The sequence below is a fragment of the Lacticaseibacillus zeae subsp. silagei genome, from assembly GCF_030770335.1.
GTDB classification, from domain to species: domain Bacteria; phylum Bacillota; class Bacilli; order Lactobacillales; family Lactobacillaceae; genus Lacticaseibacillus; species Lacticaseibacillus zeae.
Genome location: NZ_CP132484.1, coordinates 1,536,050 through 1,558,111 on the forward strand (window position 1 = coordinate 1,536,050; position 22,062 = coordinate 1,558,111).

The 22,062-nt window shown below is 49.5% G+C and carries 21 protein-coding genes; 20 read left to right on the top strand and 1 reads right to left on the bottom strand.

Annotated elements, in window-relative coordinates:
- Positions 1 to 61 precede the first annotated feature (61 nt).
- Positions 62 to 514: an arginine repressor gene (locus tag LACZS1_RS07330; RefSeq protein ID WP_010487998.1), complete on the top strand. Its 453-nt coding sequence runs from the start codon at positions 62 to 64 to the stop codon at positions 512 to 514.
- A gap of 4 nt (positions 515 to 518) precedes the next feature.
- Positions 519 to 2,216, top strand: coding sequence for a DNA repair protein RecN (recN, locus tag LACZS1_RS07335; RefSeq protein WP_047106288.1), 1,698 nt, complete (start codon positions 519 to 521; stop codon positions 2,214 to 2,216).
- A 226-nt stretch (positions 2,217 to 2,442) separates the two neighbouring features.
- Here recN and LACZS1_RS07340 read toward each other — a convergent pair whose 3' ends face one another.
- Positions 2,443 to 2,745: a hypothetical protein gene (locus tag LACZS1_RS07340; protein WP_070650449.1), complete on the bottom strand. Its 303-nt coding sequence runs from the start codon at positions 2,743 to 2,745 to the stop codon at positions 2,443 to 2,445.
- A gap of 99 nt (positions 2,746 to 2,844) precedes the next feature.
- On the opposite strand from LACZS1_RS07340, the gene LACZS1_RS07345 reads away from it, so the two are divergent.
- The 18 genes from LACZS1_RS07345 to acpP all read left to right on the top strand — a co-directional run bounded on the left by LACZS1_RS07345 (position 2,845) and on the right by acpP (position 22,030).
- Positions 2,845 to 3,552, top strand: coding sequence for a patatin-like phospholipase family protein (locus LACZS1_RS07345; RefSeq protein WP_070650560.1), 708 nt, complete (start codon positions 2,845 to 2,847; stop codon positions 3,550 to 3,552).
- Positions 3,553 to 3,618: 66 nt separating this feature from the next.
- Entirely contained in the window at positions 3,619 to 4,245 is a 627-nt protein-coding gene (gmk, locus tag LACZS1_RS07350) for a guanylate kinase (protein WP_010488004.1), read from the top strand.
- A gap of 58 nt (positions 4,246 to 4,303) precedes the next feature.
- Positions 4,304 to 4,552 (top strand): DNA-directed RNA polymerase subunit omega, encoded by a 249-nt coding sequence (gene rpoZ / locus LACZS1_RS07355; RefSeq protein WP_010488005.1) that lies wholly within the window; start codon positions 4,304 to 4,306, stop codon positions 4,550 to 4,552.
- 216 nt (positions 4,553 to 4,768) lie between these two features.
- Positions 4,769 to 5,968 (top strand): bifunctional phosphopantothenoylcysteine decarboxylase/phosphopantothenate--cysteine ligase CoaBC, encoded by a 1,200-nt coding sequence (gene coaBC, locus LACZS1_RS07360; protein ID WP_070650448.1) that lies wholly within the window; start codon positions 4,769 to 4,771, stop codon positions 5,966 to 5,968.
- A gap of 4 nt (positions 5,969 to 5,972) precedes the next feature.
- Positions 5,973 to 8,390: a primosomal protein N' gene (gene priA, locus LACZS1_RS07365; protein WP_070650447.1), complete on the top strand. Its 2,418-nt coding sequence runs from the start codon at positions 5,973 to 5,975 to the stop codon at positions 8,388 to 8,390.
- A gap of 58 nt (positions 8,391 to 8,448) precedes the next feature.
- A complete protein-coding gene (fmt, locus tag LACZS1_RS07370; protein WP_070650446.1) occupies positions 8,449 to 9,405 on the top strand; it encodes a methionyl-tRNA formyltransferase in 957 nt (318 codons plus the stop codon).
- A complete protein-coding gene (gene rsmB, locus LACZS1_RS07375; RefSeq protein WP_070650445.1) occupies positions 9,392 to 10,732 on the top strand; it encodes a 16S rRNA (cytosine(967)-C(5))-methyltransferase RsmB in 1,341 nt (446 codons plus the stop codon). The genes fmt and rsmB overlap by 14 nt, the downstream gene beginning before the upstream one ends.
- Before the next feature lie 9 nt (positions 10,733 to 10,741).
- On the top strand, positions 10,742 to 11,485 hold the full coding sequence (locus LACZS1_RS07380; RefSeq protein ID WP_047106281.1) for a Stp1/IreP family PP2C-type Ser/Thr phosphatase: 744 nt from the start codon (positions 10,742 to 10,744) through the stop codon (positions 11,483 to 11,485).
- Entirely contained in the window at positions 11,482 to 13,473 is a 1,992-nt protein-coding gene (gene pknB, locus LACZS1_RS07385; protein ID WP_070650444.1) for a Stk1 family PASTA domain-containing Ser/Thr kinase, read from the top strand. The genes LACZS1_RS07380 and pknB overlap by 4 nt, the downstream gene beginning before the upstream one ends.
- Entirely contained in the window at positions 13,470 to 14,375 is a 906-nt protein-coding gene (rsgA, locus tag LACZS1_RS07390; protein ID WP_070650443.1) for a ribosome small subunit-dependent GTPase A, read from the top strand. The genes pknB and rsgA overlap by 4 nt, the downstream gene beginning before the upstream one ends.
- 182 nt (positions 14,376 to 14,557) lie before the next feature.
- The gene (gene rpe / locus LACZS1_RS07395) at positions 14,558 to 15,208 is read left to right on the top strand and encodes a ribulose-phosphate 3-epimerase (protein WP_070650442.1); all 651 of its coding nucleotides are present in this window, start codon (positions 14,558 to 14,560) and stop codon (positions 15,206 to 15,208) included.
- On the top strand, positions 15,205 to 15,873 hold the full coding sequence (locus LACZS1_RS07400) for a thiamine diphosphokinase (protein WP_070650441.1): 669 nt from the start codon (positions 15,205 to 15,207) through the stop codon (positions 15,871 to 15,873). Before rpe ends, LACZS1_RS07400 begins: the two co-directional genes overlap by 4 nt.
- 155 nt (positions 15,874 to 16,028) lie before the next feature.
- Complete coding sequence (gene rpmB, locus LACZS1_RS07405) at positions 16,029 to 16,214, top strand: 50S ribosomal protein L28 (RefSeq protein WP_010488015.1); 186 nt, start codon at positions 16,029 to 16,031, stop codon at positions 16,212 to 16,214.
- 222 nt (positions 16,215 to 16,436) lie between these two features.
- On the top strand, positions 16,437 to 16,799 hold the full coding sequence (locus LACZS1_RS07410; RefSeq protein ID WP_010488017.1) for an Asp23/Gls24 family envelope stress response protein: 363 nt from the start codon (positions 16,437 to 16,439) through the stop codon (positions 16,797 to 16,799).
- A 59-nt stretch (positions 16,800 to 16,858) separates the two neighbouring features.
- Positions 16,859 to 18,535, top strand: a complete 1,677-nt coding sequence (locus tag LACZS1_RS07415; RefSeq protein WP_010488020.1) for a DAK2 domain-containing protein — start codon at positions 16,859 to 16,861, stop codon at positions 18,533 to 18,535.
- A 109-nt stretch (positions 18,536 to 18,644) separates the two neighbouring features.
- The gene (gene recG / locus LACZS1_RS07420) at positions 18,645 to 20,684 is read left to right on the top strand and encodes an ATP-dependent DNA helicase RecG (RefSeq protein ID WP_070650440.1); all 2,040 of its coding nucleotides are present in this window, start codon (positions 18,645 to 18,647) and stop codon (positions 20,682 to 20,684) included.
- A 23-nt stretch (positions 20,685 to 20,707) separates the two neighbouring features.
- Positions 20,708 to 21,757, top strand: coding sequence for a phosphate acyltransferase PlsX (gene plsX / locus LACZS1_RS07425; protein ID WP_070650439.1), 1,050 nt, complete (start codon positions 20,708 to 20,710; stop codon positions 21,755 to 21,757).
- Between the two features lie 30 nt (positions 21,758 to 21,787).
- A complete protein-coding gene (gene acpP / locus LACZS1_RS07430; protein ID WP_047106272.1) occupies positions 21,788 to 22,030 on the top strand; it encodes an acyl carrier protein in 243 nt (80 codons plus the stop codon).
- Positions 22,031 to 22,062 lie beyond the last annotated feature (32 nt).

The window sequence follows — 22,062 nt, forward strand, 5'->3', positions numbered from 1 at the left end:
GCTATGCTAGAGCTAAAGCATTCTGAGCCACTAGAATGCCATTTTTAACAGAGGTGAGCATATGCGCAAGCGTGAACGACAAGCAACCATTCAGCGGTTAATTCGGGATGAGCCCATTGAGCGGCAAGAAGACTTGGTGGCGCGTCTTAACGACCTGAACATTCCGGTAACCCAAGCAACTATTTCACGCGACATCAAAGAAATGCAGTTGATTAAAGTGCCAGCAGGGGAAGGCCACTATCGCTACAGTATGCCAGTTGAAAAGCAGCTTCCGGCAACTGACAAATTGAAGCGGACGCTTGTAACGGCGATGAAGTGGGGCGAAGCCATGGATAACTTTGTCCATTTAGCCTTGTTACCGGGGACGGCGGCAGCAGTTGAAACGTTAATTGAGCAGTTAGATGATCAACGGATTTTTGCAACGATTAGTGGTGATGCATCGATTCTGATTATTTGTCGGTCGGCGCAATATGCGTCAGCAGTGTTGTCTGAACTTGAGGCAATGGTGGGGTGAAGTAATGTTACAAGAGTTAGCAATTCATGATTTTGCCATCATTGACAACCTGGCATTGAGTTTTCAGCCGGGGATGACGGCGCTTACAGGAGAAACCGGTGCCGGGAAGTCAATCATTATTGATGCAGTTGGTCTGCTTGCCGGTGGGCGCGGATCAGTGGACTTCATTCGGACCGGCACCGCCAAAGCCAGCTTGGAAGGTTTGTTTGACGCGCAAGCAAATCCGGCTACTGAAGCCAAATTGCAGGCATACGGGGTCATGGATCCGGATCAAAAAGACACGGTCTTATTACAGCGGGAACTATTCCGCAGTGGACGTAATGTTTGCCGCGTCAATGGACATTTGGTGAATACTGCAACGTTAAAAGCTATCGGCGAGACGCTGGTCGACATTCATGGTCAAAACGAACATCAGCAGTTAATGCATTCCGAAACGCACTTAGGTTTGTTGGATGCCTTTGCTGGTGATGATTTGCTGAAAATTCGGCAACAGTATGCCGAGGTTTATCACAATTACCAACACACCTTACAGGCCGTCAAGCAAAAACAGGCAAACGAACAGGAATGGGCACAACGGCTGGATATGCTGAAATTCCAGGTTAATGAAATTCAAAGTGCAGATCTGCATCCGCATGAAGATACGGATTTAAGTACCGAGCGGGAACGCCTTGCAAATTTTCAAAAGATTAATTCAGCGTTACAGGAAAGTTATGCATTGCTAAGCGACGAAGAGGTTAATGCGCTTGACCAAATCGGCCAGGCCATGTCGAGTATGCAAAGCATTGCGGATTTGGATCCTGATTTTGCGGCCATCGCCGATAATCTGCAAAGTGCCTATTACAGTTTGCAGGATGTCCAAAATGACTTATCTAACGAGCTTGATGATCAGGAATTTGATGAGGGTCGGCTTGATGAAGTTGAAAAGCGTCTAGATTTATTTAATCAGCTCAAACGTAAATATGGTGAAACGCTTGACGAAGTGATTGCCTATGGTAAGCGCGCGGCCGCTGAATTAAGTCAGATGGAGCAAGCCGAAACTTCGGTCGAAGATCTGGACAGCACTTTGAAGGAATCTCGCGCGCAGTTGCAAAAACTGGGGTCCGCCTTGTCCAAGCGGCGGCATGCGGCGGCCAAACAACTGACCAAAGCGATTCATGAACAGCTAGCATCGCTATACATGGATAAGACAGTCTTCTCGGTTCATTTCACGAAGGCCAAAGATTTTCGTCCTGACGGGTTGGACGAAGCGGTTTTCTATATTCAAACCAACCCCGGTGAAGAAGCAAAACCGCTGGCTAAAATTGCCTCAGGTGGCGAACTGTCGCGCTTGATGCTGGCGATGAAAACGATTTTTGCCCGATCCGAAGGTGTGACAGCTATTATCTTTGATGAAGTAGACACCGGCGTATCAGGACGGGTCGCGCAGGCGATTGCAAATAAAATCAGCCTCATTGCCAAATCTTCGCAGGTCCTTTGCATCACGCACCTGCCGCAAGTCGCTGCCATGGCGGACCACGAGTATGTCATCAGCAAGAACGTCCATGACGGGCGTACCACCACGCAAGTTAACAAATTAACGGCTAAAGCACGGGTCGATGAAATTGCCCGTATGCTGGCTGGTGAAAAAATCACCAAACTAACGGTCGAACACGCCGAAGAGTTGTTGAAAATGGCCGATGAGTTTAAGCACGGTCGGACATGATCTCGTTTGGCGTCCAGGCCTAGCCATTAAGTGATGTACATTTGCAAAATTGAATAGCAAAAAAATCGCTCGCGAGACATAATCTTTGTCTTTGCGAGCGATTTTAATGCAAGTGTATCACTGATTTCTAGGCGATAAACCCGCGATACTAATCTAACCATGCGACTGTGAAACGTCTTGATACCCACATTTAATGTTCAACGTGACTGAAAGTGGGACGTGTCTGTTAGTCAAAACGCTTGATAAAGTTGACGCTTGTGCTGGTCATGACGCGGAAAACGTTGCTGTGGTATGCTTTGACTAGAAAGCGGTTCTTGCCGAGCGTCCGAATAATGTGACCAACAAAGGGTGACGATTCGTGATTAAAGAAGAGTGCCACCTTATAGTGACGCTGCATGGCCTGATCAATGAAAAGATCTACCTGATGCATTGGCATGCGGGCAGTTGGCGTTGCCAGATCGAATATTTCGCGATAAGAAGCCACAAGATGCTGGGTGACGCTTTGCAATGCTGATGATTTGTTTTCCATGATCAAGCCTCCGAACGTTTGTTTGTAACTTCATTATACGAACATGTGTTCAAACTTGCAACTACTTTTTTAACTTACGATCGCTTCAGTCACAAGATGATGTGCAAACGGAGGTGCGTTAGTTTGACCCTTGCAGTTGTTTTCGGTGGTGGCGCGGCGCATGGCGCATATCAGGCAGGTGTGTGGACTGTTTTGGGTCCGCAACTGGCACCGACTTTTGTGATCGGTTCTTCAATCGGAGCCATTAACGCAGCAGCAACAGCCCGCATGACGCCATTTCAATTAACCCGCTGGTGGCAATATTTTACGGCACGCAAAATGACCGGACCGGTGTTTGCACGGCGTAATTTTGTTCCGTTGCTTGATCAAATGCTGAAGATGCCTAAACGCGATGACCGAGCGGTGTTGGTTGTGACGACTTCGCTGCCGGATTTTAAGGCTCATGTAACGCGGTTAGACGTGCTTGATGCCGTGGATGCCAGAGAATGGTTATTAGCGTCAAGTGCGATGCCGGGCGTGTTCACGCCGATCAAACGACAAGGCGTTAATTTTGTGGATGGTGGCGTGGTCAATGATTTACCGGTTGATCTTGCCAGAGATATCGGTGCCGATTTTGTCGTGGCAATTAGTGGTGAAGGGATTGGCCGCATCGGTCATGATCACGGTGATTGCTATCTAAGACCCAGTCACCGGTTGCCGCAACTCTTTGATTTTCGGCCAACTGCAATCGCTGCCATGTTGGAAATGGGTCGTCAGGATGCCGAAAATGCATTACGCCGCATGACGTTTTTGTTACCACCTCAATGAAGCAGTTGAAATCAGCGTCGAAAAAGTGCAAAATGTTTGGTAATACTTAACGAAAGAGGTTCACACATGCACGAACGGGGGATGCTGATTGTTTTGTCTGGCCCTAGTGGGGTTGGCAAAGGAACAGTTCGGCAGGCTATGCTGAATGGCAACTATCGGGATTTTCAATATTCAATTTCAATGACGACACGTCAAATGCGGCCCGGTGAGGTTGACGGGGTTGATTATTATTTCAGAACCAAGGCGCAGTTTGAGCACGAAATTGCGACAGGTGGTATGCTGGAATATGCGAAGTACGTGGATAACTACTATGGTACGCCGCTGAAATATGTGAATGAGACGCTTGATTCCGGGCGTGATGTGTTACTTGAAATCGAAGTCAATGGTGCGATGCAAGTGCGCAAGAAATGTCCCAATGGCGTTTTTATTTTCTTGACGCCACCAGACTTAGGTGAGTTGCGCCATCGGCTAAAAGGCCGTGGTACCGATGACGATGAAACGATTGATAAACGCATTCGCAAGGCGGCTTCGGAAATCACGATGATGGAGAACTACGATTATGCAGTGGTCAATGACAAGGTCGATTTGGCTGTAACACGGATTGAACGCATCATTGAAAGCGAACATTTACGGGTGCCACGCGTGATTGATCGTTACAAAGGCATGTTGGCAAGTGCCGACTTAGCCAGATAATGACAGGCTGACTGCTCGCCATGGCAGAGCGGCTATTATGACAAAAAGGAGCTTCATTATGATTATTTATCCTTCTATTGACAAGTTACTGGAAAAAGTACCTTCACGCTATTCGCTAGCGGTGTTGGCCGCAAAACGCGCTCATGAACTCGAATCCGGGGATCTGAAAATGTTGTCTGATTATAAATCTGACAAAAGTGTCGGCAAAGCACTTGAAGAAATTGCCGCAGGTGACGTGGTCATTGATCCAAAGTCCAAGTTACTCGAACGCGATGCTGAAAAGCTGGATCACAAGGAACAAGCATAAGCACCCATGATGTTCATCCATTTTGGGTTTGCGCTAATAGGAAAAGGAGGCAGGGACACTGCAAAAAAGTCCACTGCCTCTTTTTATTGAGCGCGAGCAGGAGTGTGTGGAAATCGGTAATCCAGACCCTGATGCTCGGTTCTCGCAACCATGCCGGCATTCTGTTCACTGTTTGCTATAATGAACCTAAGAATACAGAAGTAAAAGGGGTGCCTCATGAAGAAGCAACAGATAGCCCTGTTTGTCACTGGCGGCATTGCTGCTTACAAAACGCCGTTGCTGGTTCGGGCGTTAGTAAAAGCAGGCCATGATGTGCGCGTTGCAATGACAACAAGTGCTGAAAAGTTTGTCACGCCGGAAACGCTTGCGATTGTTAGCAAGCACGCCGTTTTGACGGATGGACATGAATTTGACCATCCCGAACATGTTGCCCACGTAGCTTTGGCTCATTGGGCTGACTTAGGCGTTATTGTGCCAGCCACGGCCAATACCTTGGCAAAACTGGCGGCAGGGATGGCCGATAACGTTGTGACGACAACCTTATTAGCGATGGCCGCTCCCAAGCTCATGGTGCCGGCTATGAATGATCAAATGTGGCAAAATCCGCAAACACAACACAATATAACCAAGCTAACCGAGCAGCAAGGGTATCTTTTACTGCCACCGGCAACCGGTCAGTTGGCAGAAGGCTATGTCGGCGTTGGCAGAATGCCAGAGCCAGACCAGATTGTCCTTTACATCGAAAGTCTTGATGAACCGCTGCTAAAAGGTCGGCATATTATCGTGTCAGCCGGGGGCACCAAGGAACGGTTGGATCCGGTACGTTTTTTAACCAATGATTCATCTGGCAAAATGGGTACCGCTATTGCCAATGCAGCGGCTGGTGCCGGGGCTACGGTCACGCTGGTCACAACGAAGCAATTGCCAGTTGTTCCTGGCGTGACGGTTAAACCGGTGACAAGCGCTCAGTCGATGGCAGATGCCATTATGATTGAGTTTGAAGAGGCCGATGCTGTGGTGATGGCGGCAGCGGTGGCGGATTACCGGGCACCGACCATTAGTGACCATAAATTGAAAAAAGTTGACGCCAATAGCGGCTTAACATTGACCTTGGTTCAGAATCCGGATATTCTGGCGACGTTAGGCCAAAAGAAAACCCATCAGTTAGTGATTGGATTTGCCGCCGAAACCAATGACTTATTGGCCAATGCTCAAGTAAAACTAACTAAGAAAAAAGCAGATATGATCGTTGCCAATGCGGTTGATGCAACGCACGGGTTCAATGCCGATACGGATGCTGTGACTTTATTGCGGCCTAACCAGCCGCCAGTGACATTACCGGAGATGCCCAAGCAACAAGTGGCCGTCGCACTGATCAAACAGTTAGCAACGATGTTACCGAAACAAAAGGGGTGAGCGCTTGGCAACGATTGCCAAAGTGATTGTGGATGTTCCGACCATGCAAACTGATCGGCCGTTTGATTACCTAGTGCCACCACGTTTGGATGGCGCACTTCAAGCAGGCATGCGCGTTTGGGTGCAATTTGGCAAAGGCGATCGCAAAGTCAGCGGCATGGTTGTGGCCATTGCCAATCAAAGTCAATATGATGGTGAGCTTAAGCCACTCTTAGACGTACTTGATCCGACGCCGGTGCTTAATCATGAAATGCTAGGATTGTCCAAATGGCTAGCGGTAACCACCTATTCATTTTGGATTGCCTGCATGCAAACGATGCTGCCAACGATGCTGAAAATCGATGCCGTCAAGGTAGCCGAGCCGCTTGGGTTGTCGGCTGATGAGCGCACGCGGTATTTCGGTCAAGCAGATAGCGTTGCCATGAATACATTAAGTGACGAGCAACAGATTGCGCTGATGAAGTTGGCCCAAGCCGGCAAAGTGGCGATTTCTTACATCAAAAAAGATCGTGCGCGCGTCAAAAAGGTCTTTTATCTTGTGCCGCAATTGTCACCTGAGCAGGCTGAAGAGCAAAAAAATCAGGTACGCAAAAACGCCGTCAAACAGCTGGAACTGCTTTCCTTCATCAAAACCTGGTCTGCGGAACATCAGCGCCCCTTGTTAACGGAAGTGGAGCATCGCCATCACCTGACAAAAGCGGTTATTAATCAGGCAGTGGCAAAAGGCTGGCTGAAACTAGAGGCGCACGAAACCTACCGTGATCCTTATCCGCAACTTCAGCATCAACCGTTGACGCAACCACTGCCGCTCACAGACGAGCAGGAGGCAGTGGTCAAAACCATTAACGCGGCCGTTAAAGCTAAGGAACCCAAGACGTTCTTGTTGGAAGGCGTCACCGGCTCCGGCAAAACCGAAGTGTATCTTCAGGTGATTGCCCAAGTGCTAGCGGCTGGGCAGACAGCCTTGATGCTGGTGCCCGAAATTGCCCTCACGCCACAGATGGTGGATCGCGTCAAAGGCCGGTTTGGCATGCATGTAGCGGTGATGCACTCAGGCTTGTCAGATGGTGAAAAGTACGATGAATGGCGGCGAATTGCCCGCGGCGAAGCTCAGGTGGTCGTCGGCGCTCGCTCTGCTGCTTTTGCACCGTTGAAGCATATTGGTGTCTTCATCATGGATGAGGAGCATGAAACCAGTTATAAGCAAGACTCAGCGCCGCGTTACCATGCGCGTGATGTTTTGTTAAAGCGGGCGCAGATTCATCATGCACCGGTGGTTTTAGGCTCAGCGACGCCGTCATTGGAATCCCGCGCCCGGGCAGAGAAAGGCGTCTATACGCTTTTGCGGTTGCCACACCGAATCAATGATCAACCATTACCACCGGTTCACATTGTGGATATGCGCGAAAGCTTTGCGCAAGGTGGGCAAGAAGACTTTTCCGCGCCGCTGTTGGACGCTTTGAATTTACGACTTCAGCGCCATGAGCAAAGCGTTTTGTTGCTGAATCGCCGCGGTTATTCAAGCTTTGTGATGTGTCGGGATTGCGGTTATGTCGCAAAGTGCCCTAACTGCGACATCAGCCTCACGTTACACATGGACACACACACGTTGAAGTGTCATTATTGCGGCCATGAAGAATCCATTCCGCGCCGCTGCCCGCAGTGTGGTTCGGATAAAATCCGTTACTTCGGCACCGGTACGCAAAAAGTGGAAGCTCAATTGCAAAAATTGCTGCCAGATGCACGGATTTTGCGTATGGATGTCGATACCACGCGGCGCAAAGGCGGTCATGCGCGGATTTTGAATGCTTTTGGGGCCCACCAGGCAGATATTTTGTTAGGCACCCAAATGATTGCCAAAGGATTGGATTTTCCCGACGTGACACTGGTTGGCGTGATTAATGCCGACACAGCGCTAGGTTTGCCGGATTTTCGAGCAAGTGAGAAGACTTTTCAGTTGTTGACGCAGGTCAGTGGCCGTGCCGGGCGCGCTGATAAGCCCGGTGAAGTATTTGTGCAGACCTTTAACCCGGATCATTACGCCATTCAATATGCCAAGCGTCAGGATTACGAAGGCTTCTTTCGGCAGGAAATGGCGGTTCGTCATCAGGGCAATTATCCGCCGTACTTCTTTTCGACTAAGATCGGTGTCAGTCATGTCGATGAAACCCAAGCTGCTAAAGCCATTTTTTCGCTGGCAAAGGAGCTGCATGATCGGTTATCCGAATCGGTGATCATGCTGGGTCCGACGCCCGGACCGATTGCCCGTTTGAAAAATCGCTATATTTATCAGATCGTTTTAAAATACAAGCATGAGCCGACGTTGGCTGAAACATTGCAACACATTCTTGAAGAAACCCAACAAAGCAGTCGTCAAGGCTTTCAGGTGACGATTGATCCCGAACCACTTTCATTTGTGTAAAAAAACAACAACCGATTCGTTAGTATCTTGTTAACGAACTTAAGGTTTGGAGGAAAATATGACTTCAGTAATTTTCTTAGGCACCCCCGATTTTGCGGTACCCATTCTAGAAGGTCTGATTGACCAAAACTATAATGTTGTGGCGGTCATGACCCAGCCGGATCGAAAAGTCGGCCGTAAGCAGAAGGTGGCCGCCAGTCCGGTTAAGCAGGCTGCCGTCGCCCATGACATCCCGGTATTGCAACCGGAAAAACTTAGCGGCAGTCCCGAATTAGCTAAGGCCATTGCTTTGGCGCCTGATTTAATCGTGACGGCAGCTTATGGACAATTTTTGCCGACCAAGTTTTTGCAGGCGGCTCAAATTGCGGCAGTCAATGTTCACGGTTCCTTATTGCCAAAATATCGCGGCGGCGCGCCGATTCAATACAGCATTATCAACGGTGATACCGAAACCGGCGTGACGATTATTGAAATGGTGAAGAAAATGGATGCCGGCGACATGTTTGCCCAAGCTAAGTTACCGTTAACTCGCCAAGATGATACCGGCACCGTTTTTGCTAAGCTGTCGTTGTTGGGCCGCGATTTGTTGTTGGCAACACTGCCGAAGATTATTGACAACACAGCAACCCGCACCCCGCAGGATCCGGAAAAAGTGACGTTTGCGCCAACGATTACCAAAGAACAGGAACATCTCAACATTCACTTACCGGCGCAGGCCTTGGATCAGTGGGTGCGTGCGCTTCGGCCTGATGTGGGCGGCTATGTTTACATGAATGGCCAGCGAACGAAACTGTGGGCAGTGACGCCATTGGCCGAAAAAACGGATTTGCCTGCTGGCAGTGTCGTAGAACGCAGCAAGCATCAATTGGTGGTGGCGGCTGGAGATCAGACCACTTTTCAAATTGACGAATTGCAGCCGGCCGGTAAAGGCAAACAACATATTGCCGATTATCTAAATGGTCCTGGCCGTGATTTGACAGTCGGACAGCAGGTGATTACCGATGAAGCCAAATAATCCGCGATTGCTGGCAGTCCAGACGTTGACCCGCGTTGTGGGCAAAGGCGGTTACTCCAATCTGACCCTTGACCACATCATCACTAAGTATCGGCTTGATAGTCGGGACGCTGGTTTGTTGACCAACATTGTCTATGGGGTGATTCAGCATCAATTAACCTTAGACTACTTGTTGAAGCCGTTCGTCAAAAATCGCCAGCTGGATCCCTGGGTTCGGTGTTTGCTGCAAACTGCTGTCTATCAACTACAGTATTTAGACAAAGTGCCGGCGCGGGCAGTTTTTTTTGACAGCACCGAAATCGCCAAACAACTGGGCCATCAAGGCATTGCCAAGTTTGTGACCGGGGTGTTGCGCCAAGCACAGCGCACCGGCTTCCCGGATCCTGCGGCCATTCCCGATCCGCTCGAACGACTTGCCATTACCAGCAGCACGCCGCTTTGGCTGGTCAAGAAGCTGCAGGAACAGTTGGGTGCCACCAAAACCGCCAGTATCCTGGCAGCAATCAACCAGCCTGCGCATGCTTCAATTCGCGTCAATACCACCAAAACAACGCCAGATGCTTTACTGAAAATCTTACAGCCGAGCTTTCCTGAACTACGAGAAAGTCCGCTGACCCCGATCGGCTTGATTGCGCCTGGGGGACATTTAGCAGGCACACCCGAATTTGCTGCAGGGGATTATACGATGCAGGATGAAAGTTCGATGTTGGTGGCGCCGAGTTTGGATATTCAGCTAGGGGATGCGGTGTTGGATGCATGTGCGGCTCCCGGTGGCAAAACAACCCACATTGCCCAGTATCTTGATCCTGACCAAGGCGGGCACGTTACAGCCCTGGACCTTCATGCCAATAAAATTCGACTGATTCAGCAAAATGCCAACCGCCTCGGATTAGCCGATCGGGTTTCTGCGCGGATGTTGGATGCCCGTCAAGTTGATGCCACTTTTGCACCTGAATCGTTTGACAAGATTTTAGTCGATGCACCTTGCTCCGGGTTGGGACTGATTCGCCGGAAACCGGAAATCAAGTACACCAAACAGGCTGATGATCCGCGCCATTTACAACAGATTCAGTTGGCCATTCTTAATAGCGTGGCGCCCACATTAAAAATCGGTGGCCGCCTGACGTATAGTACATGTACAATGGTGAAAGAGGAGAATCAGGATGTTGTCGCGCATTTTTTGGCTGATCATCCTGAATTTGAACAGGTGCCGGTTTTGTCGCTCAAGCCATTAACCAAGGCGCATGGAGCACCGGCACTGCAACTATTTCCAGACGATTATGATACCGACGGCTTTTTCATTGCCAGTATGATTCGCCGTAAATGAGGGGTATGTATGGAGTTTGCTTATCGCACGGACATCGGTCGGCGGCGACCAAATAATCAGGATTATGTCGGCATTTTCAAGAATAAATCCGACGCTACGTTTGCCTTAGTGGCTGATGGGATGGGTGGCCACCGCGGCGGCGATGTTGCCAGTGAAATGGCGGTCTCGCATCTTGGCTATGCGTTTGAAAAGACCGATACGGCGGAAATCGAGTCAATCGTGCGTTGGCTTATTTTTGAGTTGCAACAAGAAAATGACATGATTTTACAAAAAGCCAAGCAATACACTGATCTGTCTGGCATGGGAACAACCGTGGTGTCGGTCATTATCAGCGGCTCACGGTTTGTCGTAGCCAATATCGGCGATTCGCGCGGGTACCTTTATCGTAACGGGCACCTGATTCAGATTACTGAGGATCATAGCTTGGTCAACGAGTTGGTGAAACATGGCGAACTGACGCCTGAAGAGGCCAAACGTTTCCCTCAACGTAATGTAATTACCCGTTCTTTAGGGGTCAGCAGCGATGTTGACGCTGACGTGACGATTTACGACATGGAATATGATGACTATCTGCTGCTCTGTTCAGATGGCTTGACCAACATGGTTGACAACGAAAGCATTGCGGCGGTTTTACGCGAGGATATGCCAATTGGCAGCAAGGCCCAGGAATTGATTCTTCAAGCCAACGCAGCTGGTGGCCCTGACAATATTAGCGCCTTGATCATTCATCAGGATCGGAGGGAACCGTCATGATCGAGCCGGGGACGATTTTAAATGAACGCTATAAGCTCATCAAAACATTAGGCGAAGGCGGCATGGCCAACGTCTATTTAGCGCGCGATCTCATCCTCGATCGTGACGTTGCAGTCAAGGTTTTGCGGCTTGATCTACAAAACGATCCCGACACGGTTCGGCGATTCCAACGTGAAGCCATGGCGACCAGCGAGCTAGTACATCCCAATATCGTGTCGATTTACGACGTCGGGGAAAGTCATGGCCAGCAGTTTTTGGTGATGGAGTATGTTAAAGGCTCTGATTTAAAACATTATATCGTTGAACATTTTCCGATTCCTTATCAGCGCGTTGTCGATATGATGGAAGAAATTCTGTCCGCCGTTCAAACGGCCCATGATCACAATATTATTCACCGCGATTTAAAACCACAGAACATTTTGATTGATGCAAACGGACATGCCAAAATTACTGACTTCGGAATTGCGGTCGCGCTATCGGAAAATTCCATGACGATGACCAATTCGTTGTTGGGATCGGTTCATTATCTTTCTCCAGAGCAGGCTCGAGGGAGTATGCCGACGCGGCAAAGCGACATTTATGCGCTCGGGATCATTCTTTTTGAAATGTTGACGGGTTCGGTTCCGTTTGAAGGCGATTCGGCAGTCTCGATTGCGTTGAAACATTTTCAAGAAGAGGTTCCTTCCGTTCGGGCGTTTGATCCCCATATTCCGCAAGCCCTCGAAAATGTTGTCTTCAAGGCAACTGCCAAGAATCCCGCCAATCGATACACCAGTGCAGAGGCCATGGCAAGTGATTTGAACACGGCCTTGAGTCCTGCCCGAGCGCATGAAGCCAAGTACGTGATTCCTAAGGACGATTTGGATGAAACGCGAGTTGTGCCGATCGTTCCTAATGGCCCAACTCCACCGCACAATTCTGATGGCGGGGCGGATCAGCCCGCTAGTCAAGCTGCTCCTGAGAACCGGCCTAAAAAGAAGCGCCGCCGCTGGCTTATTGTTGCCATCAGTGCAGCCGTGGTTCTTTTGTTACTGATCGGGATCGGGGTTGTGACGGCCAATCAAAAAGCAGATGTAGCTGTACCTGATTTGCGCGGCATGACAACTGCCCAGGCCAAGACAGCGCTAAAAAGTGCGCGGTTGAAGGTCGGAAAGTATCGCTATGCTTACTCAACCAAGGTGGATAAGGATTTAGTCATCGATTCTGATCCGAAACGGCAAGTCAGCGTGAAAGAGTCGTCGAGCGTCAACCTGATTTTAAGTCGGGGACAACCGCGGATCACGCTGGATAATTATGTCGGGCAGGATTACAGCGATGCCAAGTCTGATCTGCAAAAACGGGGCGTGACTGTAAAAGAGAAGCTGATTAAAACAAACGAAGCGGCTGCAGGCAAGATTCTGTCTCAAAGTATCAAAGCCGGGAAAAAAGTGATTGCCAGCAAGACAACCATCACGTTTGGCGTTGCCGAACCAATCAAAGTCAAAAAAGACAACACAACGTTTGCTTTACGTGATCTCACCGGTTACACGGAAAAGAGTTTACGCGACTACGCTAATGAAGTCGGCTTAAAGATTGTGATCAGTCAAAGTTACTCCGATACGGTCGATACTGGCATGGTGATTAGTCAGAACCCGGCTGCAGGGACACAGGTTCAATCCGGAGCCACCGTGAATGTCACCATTTCCCAAGGTGCAGACCCTGATGAAGTCAAAACCGTTTCAAAAACTATTTCGATTCCGTACCAGGCACCATCTGCTGCTTCCGGTAGCGCGAGTGCCAGCGCAAGCAGCAGTGGCGTGACACCAAATGGCATTCAGGTCTTTATTGGTGATAAGACACACAATATTAGTGACATCAATAAAACATTCAATATCACGGCAGATGACCAAGTCACGATTACGTTGCAAGTTAGCAAGAAGTATCCCGGCAGCTACCGCGTTGTGCGGGATGGCACAGTGATTGCGCAGGAGGCAAATATTACCCAATGAGTGATGAATTAACCGGAAGAATCATTAAACAAATTAGTGGGTACTATGATATTGCGGTCGGTGAGACAGTTTATCGCACCCGTGGCCGTGGAAGTCTGCGCAATAATAACATCACACCGCTGGTTGGCGACTTTGCGGCCTTCCAACCCGGTCATGGGGATGATGAAGGTTATCTTTTACGGATCCTGCCACGCCAAAATGCGCTGGCCCGTCCGCCAGTCGCTAATGTGGATCAGGCCTTACTGATTACCTCCGCCGTTGAACCGGACTTTTCCTTGAATTTATTGGATCGCTTTCTGGTTTATCTCGAAGGTCACGCGATTCATGCCGAGATTTATTTGACCAAAACCGATTTGGCACCTGCCAAATTACTGGAAAAGATTCGAACATCATTGACAGGCTACCAAGCGATCGGCTACGCTGTTTTTGCGCCGGAGCATGTTTTTGATCAGGCGGTTTTAAAGCAGGTTCAGGCTAGCTTTGCGGATAAATTGACGATTTTCACTGGCCAAACGGGGTCAGGAAAATCGACTTTGATCAATCACTTGGTGCCGGGACTGGATTTGGCGACTGCGTCTATCAGTCGTGCGTTGAACCGCGGGCGGCATACGACGCGGACAACAGATTTGTATCCGATCCATGGCGGGCTAGTGGCTGACACTCCGGGGTTTTCATCGCTTGGCTTGCTAGACGTGACCCTAGATGATTTACGCGACCGATTCCCTGAATTTGTTGCCTTGGCACCCAACTGTAAGTTTCGCGGGTGTCAACATGTCAGCGAGCCCCATTGTGCAGTCAAGGCAGCTTTGGCCGCTGGCAAGATCATGGCGAGTCGCTATGAAAATTATTTGCAATTTCGCGAAGAATTAAGCGGTAAGCGCCCGGTTTATAAGAAAAAGTAATCGATCATGCGAGGACCGGCTTTTAAGCGCGCGGTTCACGCTCACATTAACGCGTTCACTGGCACAGAAATCTGCGTGTAAGGACCTTGGTCGCAATGGCCTAAGCCCGGGCCATCACGACCAAGGCCACTTACACTCCGATTTCTAACCGTGCCAGCTCACGCTCACACGGAGGGATTCCTATGAAAATTGCCCCATCAATTTTAAGTGCTGATTTTGCTCATTTAGCTCGCGATGTTGAAAAAGTCGAGGAAGCAGGGGCGGATTTGTTGCATGTTGATGTTATGGATGGCCATTTTGTCGGTAATTTGACGTTTGGCCCGCTGGTTGTTCAGGCGTTGCGTCCAGTAACGAATTTGCCGTTGGAAGTACATCTTATGGTGAGCGATCCGGGTGTCTGGGCGCCGCAATTTGCCGAAGCCGGTGCCGATACGATTTTGGTGCACGAAGAAGCAACCAGCCATCTGTATGGTGTCTTGCAGCATATTCGCGCTGCTGGGGTTCGTGCCGGAGTGGTGGTGAATCCCGGTACGTCACTGAGCAGTCTGGATGAAGTGTTGCCCCTTGTCGACCAGGTTTTGGTGATGACAGTCAATCCCGGATTCGGTGGGCAGAAGTTTCTGACGCCAATGGTTGATAAGGTTGCGCGACTGCACAAAATTCGGCAGGAACGCGATTTGCATTTTGACATCGAAGTTGATGGCGGGATTAACGATCAGACAGTGAAGGCGGCCGCAGCAGCCGGCACCGATATCTTTGTGGCAGGTTCCTATGTGTTCGGCGCACCAAACGTCGGTGACGCGATCACGGCATTACGTGAGGCGGTCAAATGACAGACGTCAATATCATGGCTGGCGGGCCGCATGAGAATCTCTCAGAGGACTGGCAACAGTTGGTCGGCGAATGGATCGGGGTTGATCGAGGCACCCTGCGATTGGTCAAAGCAGGTATTAAGCCAGTACTGGCAGTCGGCGATTTTGACTCATTAACAGCGAGTGAATTTCAATTAGTTCGTGAGCACGTTCAAAAGATTGAACAGGTTCCGTCGGCAAAAGACGATACGGATACCGAACTGGCGGTGAAGGCGGCCTTAACGGACTTTTCCGCGGACAAAGTGACGCTGGTCGGGGCAACTGGCGGCCGACTGGATCATTTTTTGTCCAACCTGTTTTTGCCGCTTCAGCCGCGTTTTCTTGATGACATTGAACGGATCCATCTTCTGGACGAGCAAAATCACGTCGATTATTACGGTCCGGGAACACACGAAATTCAGCCGTTACCGGGTTATCGCTACGTGGCGGTTATTAATTTAACGCCCGTGACGGCTTTGACGATCATTGGTGCCAAGTATCCTCTGAAAGCGTGGGACGGTGCGTTTCCTTACGCGTGGGCGTCAAACGAATTCATTGGAAACGAACCATTTACGGTCAGTTGGACAACAGGCCAAGTTGCGATCATTTACAGCCGCGATCGTATCGGTCAAAAAGTTGATAACTAGCTACCAAATGACAGTCAGCGCGTGATCATTGTCGCGCCCAATCGAGACTGTCAAGTAATTTTACTTTGCAAAACTTCTTGCATTCGCCGCGGGCCTATGATAAGTTAGTTGAGTGAAAAATTCGAGGGTGACCTTGAAAAAAAGGAGGTCATATTGTGGCTAAAGATGTTATTACAGGTCGTCATACCACGTTTGGCAACAAGCGTTCACACGCTTTGAATTCAAGCCGGCGCACATGGAAAGCCAACCTGCACAAGGTTCGTATCCTTGTTGATGGTAAACCAAAGCGGGTATGGGTTTCTGCACGTGCCCTTAAATCAGGTAAACTGACCCGGGTTTGATCCCATAAATACAAAAAGATCCTGACAATGAATGTGATGCATCCATCATTGTCAGGATCTTTTTGCTTCTTCAGCGCGGGCGTCGAAGCATCCGTCAGTACGATGGCCTAGGCAGGAATCCACAAGCGGTGGCGCTTTTAATGCTTTCGTGCCTATGCTACACTAACTGGTAGAATTGTACGCGGTGTGAAAGCGCATCGTGAATGGCTAGGAGGATTCAGCATGGCGGTCAAAATCAAAACCAAGTATGGGATTATCGACATTTCCAACAATGTCATTGCAACAGTGGTTGGTGGTGCCGCGACATCGATTTACGGGATTGTCGGGATGGCAAGCCGTAACCAGATTCGGGATAATCTCAATGACATTTTGAAGCGTGAAAATTATGCGCGCGGTGTTGTGGTACGCCAAACTGACAATGGCGTCAAGATTGAAGTCAACATCATTGTCAGTTATGGTACCAAAATATCCGAAGTTTGCCGAAATGTCCAAGACAAAGTAAAATACAACCTCGAAACGATGTTGGGGGTCACAACCGACGAAGTGACCGTCATCGTCCAGGGCGTCAAGGTATTAGGCGACTGACATTAAGGCACTGTCAGCTGACGGTGTAACGATATTAAGTTCTTCGAGGAGGATGTTTCGTGGCAGTAACCGAAATAACGGCGACTAAATTCCAGGACATGATCCGGGTAGCCGCACATCGCATCAATAAAAATGCTGATTTTGTGAATTCATTAAATGTTTTTCCGGTGCCTGATGGCGATACCGGAACCAATATGAATCTGACGTTTCAAACCGGTGCCAAGGCAGTGTTGGAATCTAACGATGCAGGCGTTGGCGATCTCGCCAAGCACTTAGGCAAGGGCCTGCTGATGGGTGCTCGGGGTAATTCGGGGGTCATCAGTTCCCAGCTTTTTCGTGGTTTCGCCAAAAGTGTGGAAGGTAAGAAGAGTCTGACCGCTCAGGATTTGGCTGACGCGTTTGCTCATGGCGTCGAGACGGCGTATAAAGCGGTAATGAAGCCGGTTGAAGGCACCATCCTGACTGTTGCCCGTGAAGCAGCCAAAGCCGGCTTAAAAGCGGCTAATGGTTCAGATGACGCTTTGGTCGTTATGACGGCCGTTGTTAAAGGTGCCAAGCGTGCATTGGCCAAGACGCCGGATTTGTTGGCTGTTTTGAAAGAAGTCGGTGTTGTCGATTCCGGTGGTCAAGGACTGGTCTTTATTTATGAAGGATTTCGTGAAGGCTTATCCGGTGAAGTCAGTTCGGATGTTCATGATGTCACGGATGAAGAAATGACCGAAATGATTAATGCCGTCCACCACCAAAGCGCCCAAACCCAACTGGATCCGGCCGACATCGTTTATGGTTATTGTACCGAGATGATGGTCGAGCTCGAGACCGGCGATCATTTTAAGCACTTTGATTATGAACCGTTTCGTAACTATTTGAATACCCTCGGCGACTCGACATTGGTGGTTGCTGATGAAGAAGTGGTTAAAGTTCACGTTCATACGGAACATCCTGGTACGGTTTTTCGTTACGGCCAGCAGTTCGGTGAGCTTATGAAAATCAAAGTCGATAACATGCGCTTACAACAGGAAAGCATTATCGAACGGGAAGGCTCTCTAGATGCTCATGCCAATGACCAACCACTAGCGGAAATGGGGGTTGTTGCCATCGCTGCCGGTGAGGGACTCGGCGAGTTATTCAAGAGTCTGGGCGTGACTTATGTGCTAAACGGCGGGCAAACCATGAATCCAAGTACCAATGATATTTTGGATGCGGTGAAGGCCGCTCACGCCAAGCACGTGATCGTCTTACCAAATAACGGCAATATTTTTATGGCGGCAGAAGCTGCTGCCAAGGCTGCAACGGATGTAGAAGTCGCTGTCGTGAAAAGTAAGACCATCAATCAAGGCATGACGGCTATGCTTGGGTATAATCCAGACGCCGATTTGGCTACCAATCAAAGCGAAATGACCGCCCAACTACCGAATGTGATTAGCGGTTCTATTACGCAAGCCATTCGTGATACCACGATTAATGGGCTCGCCATCAAGAATCACGACTGGATGGGGATCATTGACGGCACGATTAGCGTCACTGATCAGGATCGGCAGCAAGCAGCGATTGCAATGGTAAACAAGATGATCAATGACGACAGTGAAATTGTCACGATCATTGTGGGCGCCGATGCTAATCAAGACGAAGCTAAGAAAATTGAGGATGCGGTCGGCAAAGCCCATCCGGATCTGGAATTTGAAATTCATCAAGGCGATCAGCCGGTTTATCCTTATCTTGTCTCGGTCGAGTAAACAAGTTGCTTTACTGCCAAGGTGTCCCGCGTGCGGGGCACTTTTTTGCGACATGAAAGGCTAAGCACGGTTTGTTGTTTACCAGCTTATTGCGAAGGGAGGGATGATGATGGCGCTCACGGACCCGGTTAGCGTTTTACCCGGAGTTGGTCCTAAGCGTGAAGAGGGATTAGCAAGTTTAGGGATTCATACGGTCGGCGATGTCCTGTTTTATTTTCCATATCGCTATGATGACCTTAAAGTTAAAGATCTTGCTGAAGCAGCCGATCAAGAAAAGCTGACGATCAAAGGCGTCGTGGTTGCTGATCCTGTCATTAGCCGTTTTGGTCCGCACCGCAGCCGGGTGAATGTCAAGCTGCAGGTCGAACGCAGTGTTATTCTGGTCACTTTCTTCAATCAGCCTTGGCTAAAAGATCGCTTTCAGATGGGTGATGAAGCAGCAATTTTTGGCAAGTGGGATGCCCAGCGCCGCAGTCTGACCGGGATGAAAATTCTGGCCACCCAGTCACAGGATCAGCCGTCCATGGCGGCGATTTATACCGTGAATAAAAACATCCGGATGGGTACGTTACTTGATCTGATTAAGGCGGCGTGGGCGCGTGATCATCAACATATCCATGACCTGATTCCTGCTAGCATTCGTGAGCATTATCGGTTAATGACGGATGAACAGCTGGTCCATGGGATGCATTTTCCCGACACGCCGCAAGAAGCTAAGGCAGCACGTCGCACAGGGGTTTTTCGGGAGTTTTTCCTGTTTCAACTGCAAATACAGGCCCTAAAACAGCTTAATACCAACAGTAGCAACGGTCTTGCCATTCCGTATAACAACCAGGCGTTGCGGGCACTGATTGCGACGCTGCCGTTTTCATTGACCAATGCGCAAAAACGGGTTGTGAATGAGATCTGTGCGGACATGCGCCGGCCCAATCATATGAATCGCCTGTTGCAAGGGGACGTGGGCAGCGGGAAAACGATTGTTGCAGCGATTGTCTTGTATGCGGCGGTTACAGCCGGCTATCAGGCTGCCTTGATGGTGCCGACTGAAGTACTAGCGGAGCAACATTTTGCCAAGTTGCAGAAACTGTTCGCTAATTTCCCGGTTAAGCTGGGGCTCTTGACGGGATCAACAACCGCAAAGAGGCGGCGTGAACTGCTGACGGACCTGCGAATGGGCACACTTAATTTGATTATCGGTACCCACGCGCTGATTCAAAAAGGCGTTGATTTTAAAGCCTTGGGGTTGGTGGTTATCGATGAGCAGCATCGCTTTGGGGTCAACCAACGTAAAGTGCTTCAGGAAAAAGGCCAGAAGCCCGATTTGCTGTCTATGACCGCGACGCCGATTCCTAGAACTCTAGCGATTACGACATACGGTGAAATGGACGTCTCCACCATTGATGAATTACCGGCAGGACGCAAGCCGATCACGACTACATGGCTGCGTAAGAACCAAGTCGGTCAGGTTTATCGGCTGATTCGCAGTCAGGTGCAGGCAGGAAGTCAGGTGTTTGCCATTACCCCGCTGATTGCGGAATCGGAAAAGATCGACTTGCAAAACGCCGAGCAGCTTTTTGCAGATATGCAAAAAGCAGTTGGTAATCTCGGACAGGTTGCGTTACTGCACGGCAAAATGAAGCCAGATGAAAAAGATCGAATCATGCGGGCGTTTAGTCAGGGTGACATTGCGGTGCTGGTGTCGACGACGGTCGTTGAAGTTGGGGTGGACGTCCCCAATGCGACGGTGATGGCCATTTTCGATGCCGATCGCTTCGGCCTATCGCAACTGCACCAGCTCCGCGGCCGCGTGGGTCGTGGTAGCAAAGCAGCGCAGTGTTTGCTGATTGCTGACCCTAAAAATGAGCAAGGCATCGCCCGCATGCAAATCATGACCAAAACCAATGACGGCTTCTTGTTAGCCCAAAAAGATTTGGAAATGCGCGGTTCGGGTGATATTTTTGGAGATAAGCAGTCAGGACTGCCGGAATTTAAAGTGGCCGATCCTGTCGGGGATTTTCCAACTCTGGAAGCTGCCCAACAGATTGTGGCCCGGATTTTTAAAACTGATCCGCACTTGCTAGAACCTGAGCATCAACCGCTAGCCGCTTATCTGGCTGCTAGTCGGCAGATGAATGGCAGTTTGGATTAAATGCGAAAGGAACGAAGGATTTTATGAAAATTGCAATTGATGCAATGGGCGGTGACCACGCTCCGGAAGTTGTGATTGCCGGAACGGAAAAGGCACGCGACCATGACGCGGATTTAGAATTTATCCTCTATGGGGATGAAGCCAAAATCAAACCTTTGATTCATAATCAGGATCGGCTGACGATCGTGCACACGGACGAAAAGATTAACAGTGACGATGAACCGGTTCGGGCGATTCGGCGTAAGAAACAAGCTTCGATGGTGTTGGCGGCGCAAGCAGTTAAACAAGGCGAGGCGGCCGCAATGGTTTCACTAGGCTCCACCGGGGCGTTATTGGCAGCTGGCTTATTCATTATCGGCCGGATTAAGGCCATTGAACGGCCGGGTTTGTTGCCAACGTTGCCGACTGTTGATGGCAAAGGCTTTGTGATGTTGGACGTTGGCGCTAATGCGGAAAACCGTCCGTATCATTTGTTACAATACGCGATCATGGGCAGTTACTATGCCAAAGATGTTCGCGGAGTTAACAATCCACGCGTGGGCTTGCTTAACAACGGCACAGAAGCAAACAAGGGCGACAAGTTGCATCAAGAAGCGCATGATCTTTTGGCTGCTGCTCCAGGGATTAACTTCGTGGGAAACGTCGAGTCCAGTGATATTCTCAATGGACCTGCCGATGTGGTCGTCACTGACGGCTTTACCGGCAACGCAACGTTAAAGGCAATTGAGGGTACTGTCCGCACTGTTATGCACATGTTAAAGGGTGCCATTTACGATGGCGGTGTTTCCGGGAAATTAGGTGGTCTGTTTTTGAAAAACAACCTCAAGTCGATGGCACAAACCTTTGATATTTCTTCATACGGTGGCGCGGTCTTGCTTGGGCTTAAAGCGCCGTTGGTCAAAGCTCACGGCGCGGCTGATGCTGACACGGTTTATTACACCTTGTTGCAGACAGCCAAAATGGTTAAAAATGGCACGGTAGCCAAAGTGGTGGATTATTTTGACGCTCACCCGGAAATTGCCGAAGCGAAAGCCACTGATAAAGCCGTAGACAACGACGGCGGAAACAAGTAAACTAAATTGGCAGATGAATGGAGGAGCGGCATGAGTGAAGACGAAATTTATCAAAAGATCGCAGGCTTGATTCAGGACCATTTTCAGTTAAGTCCTGACAAAATCAGTCCAAGCTTGAATTTCAAGCAAGACCTTGATGCAGATTCGATTGACATTGTCGAATTTGTTTTGGAACTCGAAGATGCATTCGGCGCGGAAATTCCAGATGACGATGCGGAAAAGATCCAAACAGTTCAAGATGCGGTTGATTACATCAAAGCACATCAAAAATAGTGAATGCGTGAGCTGCCAGTGATGGCGGCTTT

Excerpts from the sequence above, each read along its gene's own strand:
- LACZS1_RS07330 (WP_010487998.1), top strand. The coding sequence starts at position 62 with ATGCGCAAGCGTGAACGACAAGCAACCATTCAGCGGTTAATTCGGGAT.
- recN (WP_047106288.1), top strand. The coding sequence starts at position 519 with ATGTTACAAGAGTTAGCAATTCATGATTTTGCCATCATTGACAACCTG.
- LACZS1_RS07340 (WP_070650449.1), bottom strand. The coding sequence starts at position 2,745 with ATGGAAAACAAATCATCAGCATTGCAAAGCGTCACCCAGCATCTTGTG.
- LACZS1_RS07345 (WP_070650560.1), top strand. The coding sequence starts at position 2,845 with ATGTGCAAACGGAGGTGCGTTAGTTTGACCCTTGCAGTTGTTTTCGGT.
- gmk (WP_010488004.1), top strand. The coding sequence starts at position 3,619 with ATGCACGAACGGGGGATGCTGATTGTTTTGTCTGGCCCTAGTGGGGTT.
- rpoZ (WP_010488005.1), top strand. The coding sequence starts at position 4,304 with ATGATTATTTATCCTTCTATTGACAAGTTACTGGAAAAAGTACCTTCA.
- coaBC (WP_070650448.1), top strand. The coding sequence starts at position 4,769 with ATGAAGAAGCAACAGATAGCCCTGTTTGTCACTGGCGGCATTGCTGCT.
- fmt (WP_070650446.1), top strand. The coding sequence starts at position 8,449 with ATGACTTCAGTAATTTTCTTAGGCACCCCCGATTTTGCGGTACCCATT.
- rsmB (WP_070650445.1), top strand. The coding sequence starts at position 9,392 with ATGAAGCCAAATAATCCGCGATTGCTGGCAGTCCAGACGTTGACCCGC.
- LACZS1_RS07380 (WP_047106281.1), top strand. The coding sequence starts at position 10,742 with ATGGAGTTTGCTTATCGCACGGACATCGGTCGGCGGCGACCAAATAAT.
- pknB (WP_070650444.1), top strand. The coding sequence starts at position 11,482 with ATGATCGAGCCGGGGACGATTTTAAATGAACGCTATAAGCTCATCAAA.
- rsgA (WP_070650443.1), top strand. The coding sequence starts at position 13,470 with ATGAGTGATGAATTAACCGGAAGAATCATTAAACAAATTAGTGGGTAC.
- rpe (WP_070650442.1), top strand. The coding sequence starts at position 14,558 with ATGAAAATTGCCCCATCAATTTTAAGTGCTGATTTTGCTCATTTAGCT.
- LACZS1_RS07400 (WP_070650441.1), top strand. The coding sequence starts at position 15,205 with ATGACAGACGTCAATATCATGGCTGGCGGGCCGCATGAGAATCTCTCA.
- LACZS1_RS07410 (WP_010488017.1), top strand. The coding sequence starts at position 16,437 with ATGGCGGTCAAAATCAAAACCAAGTATGGGATTATCGACATTTCCAAC.
- recG (WP_070650440.1), top strand. The coding sequence starts at position 18,645 with ATGGCGCTCACGGACCCGGTTAGCGTTTTACCCGGAGTTGGTCCTAAG.
- plsX (WP_070650439.1), top strand. The coding sequence starts at position 20,708 with ATGAAAATTGCAATTGATGCAATGGGCGGTGACCACGCTCCGGAAGTT.
- acpP (WP_047106272.1), top strand. The coding sequence starts at position 21,788 with ATGAGTGAAGACGAAATTTATCAAAAGATCGCAGGCTTGATTCAGGAC.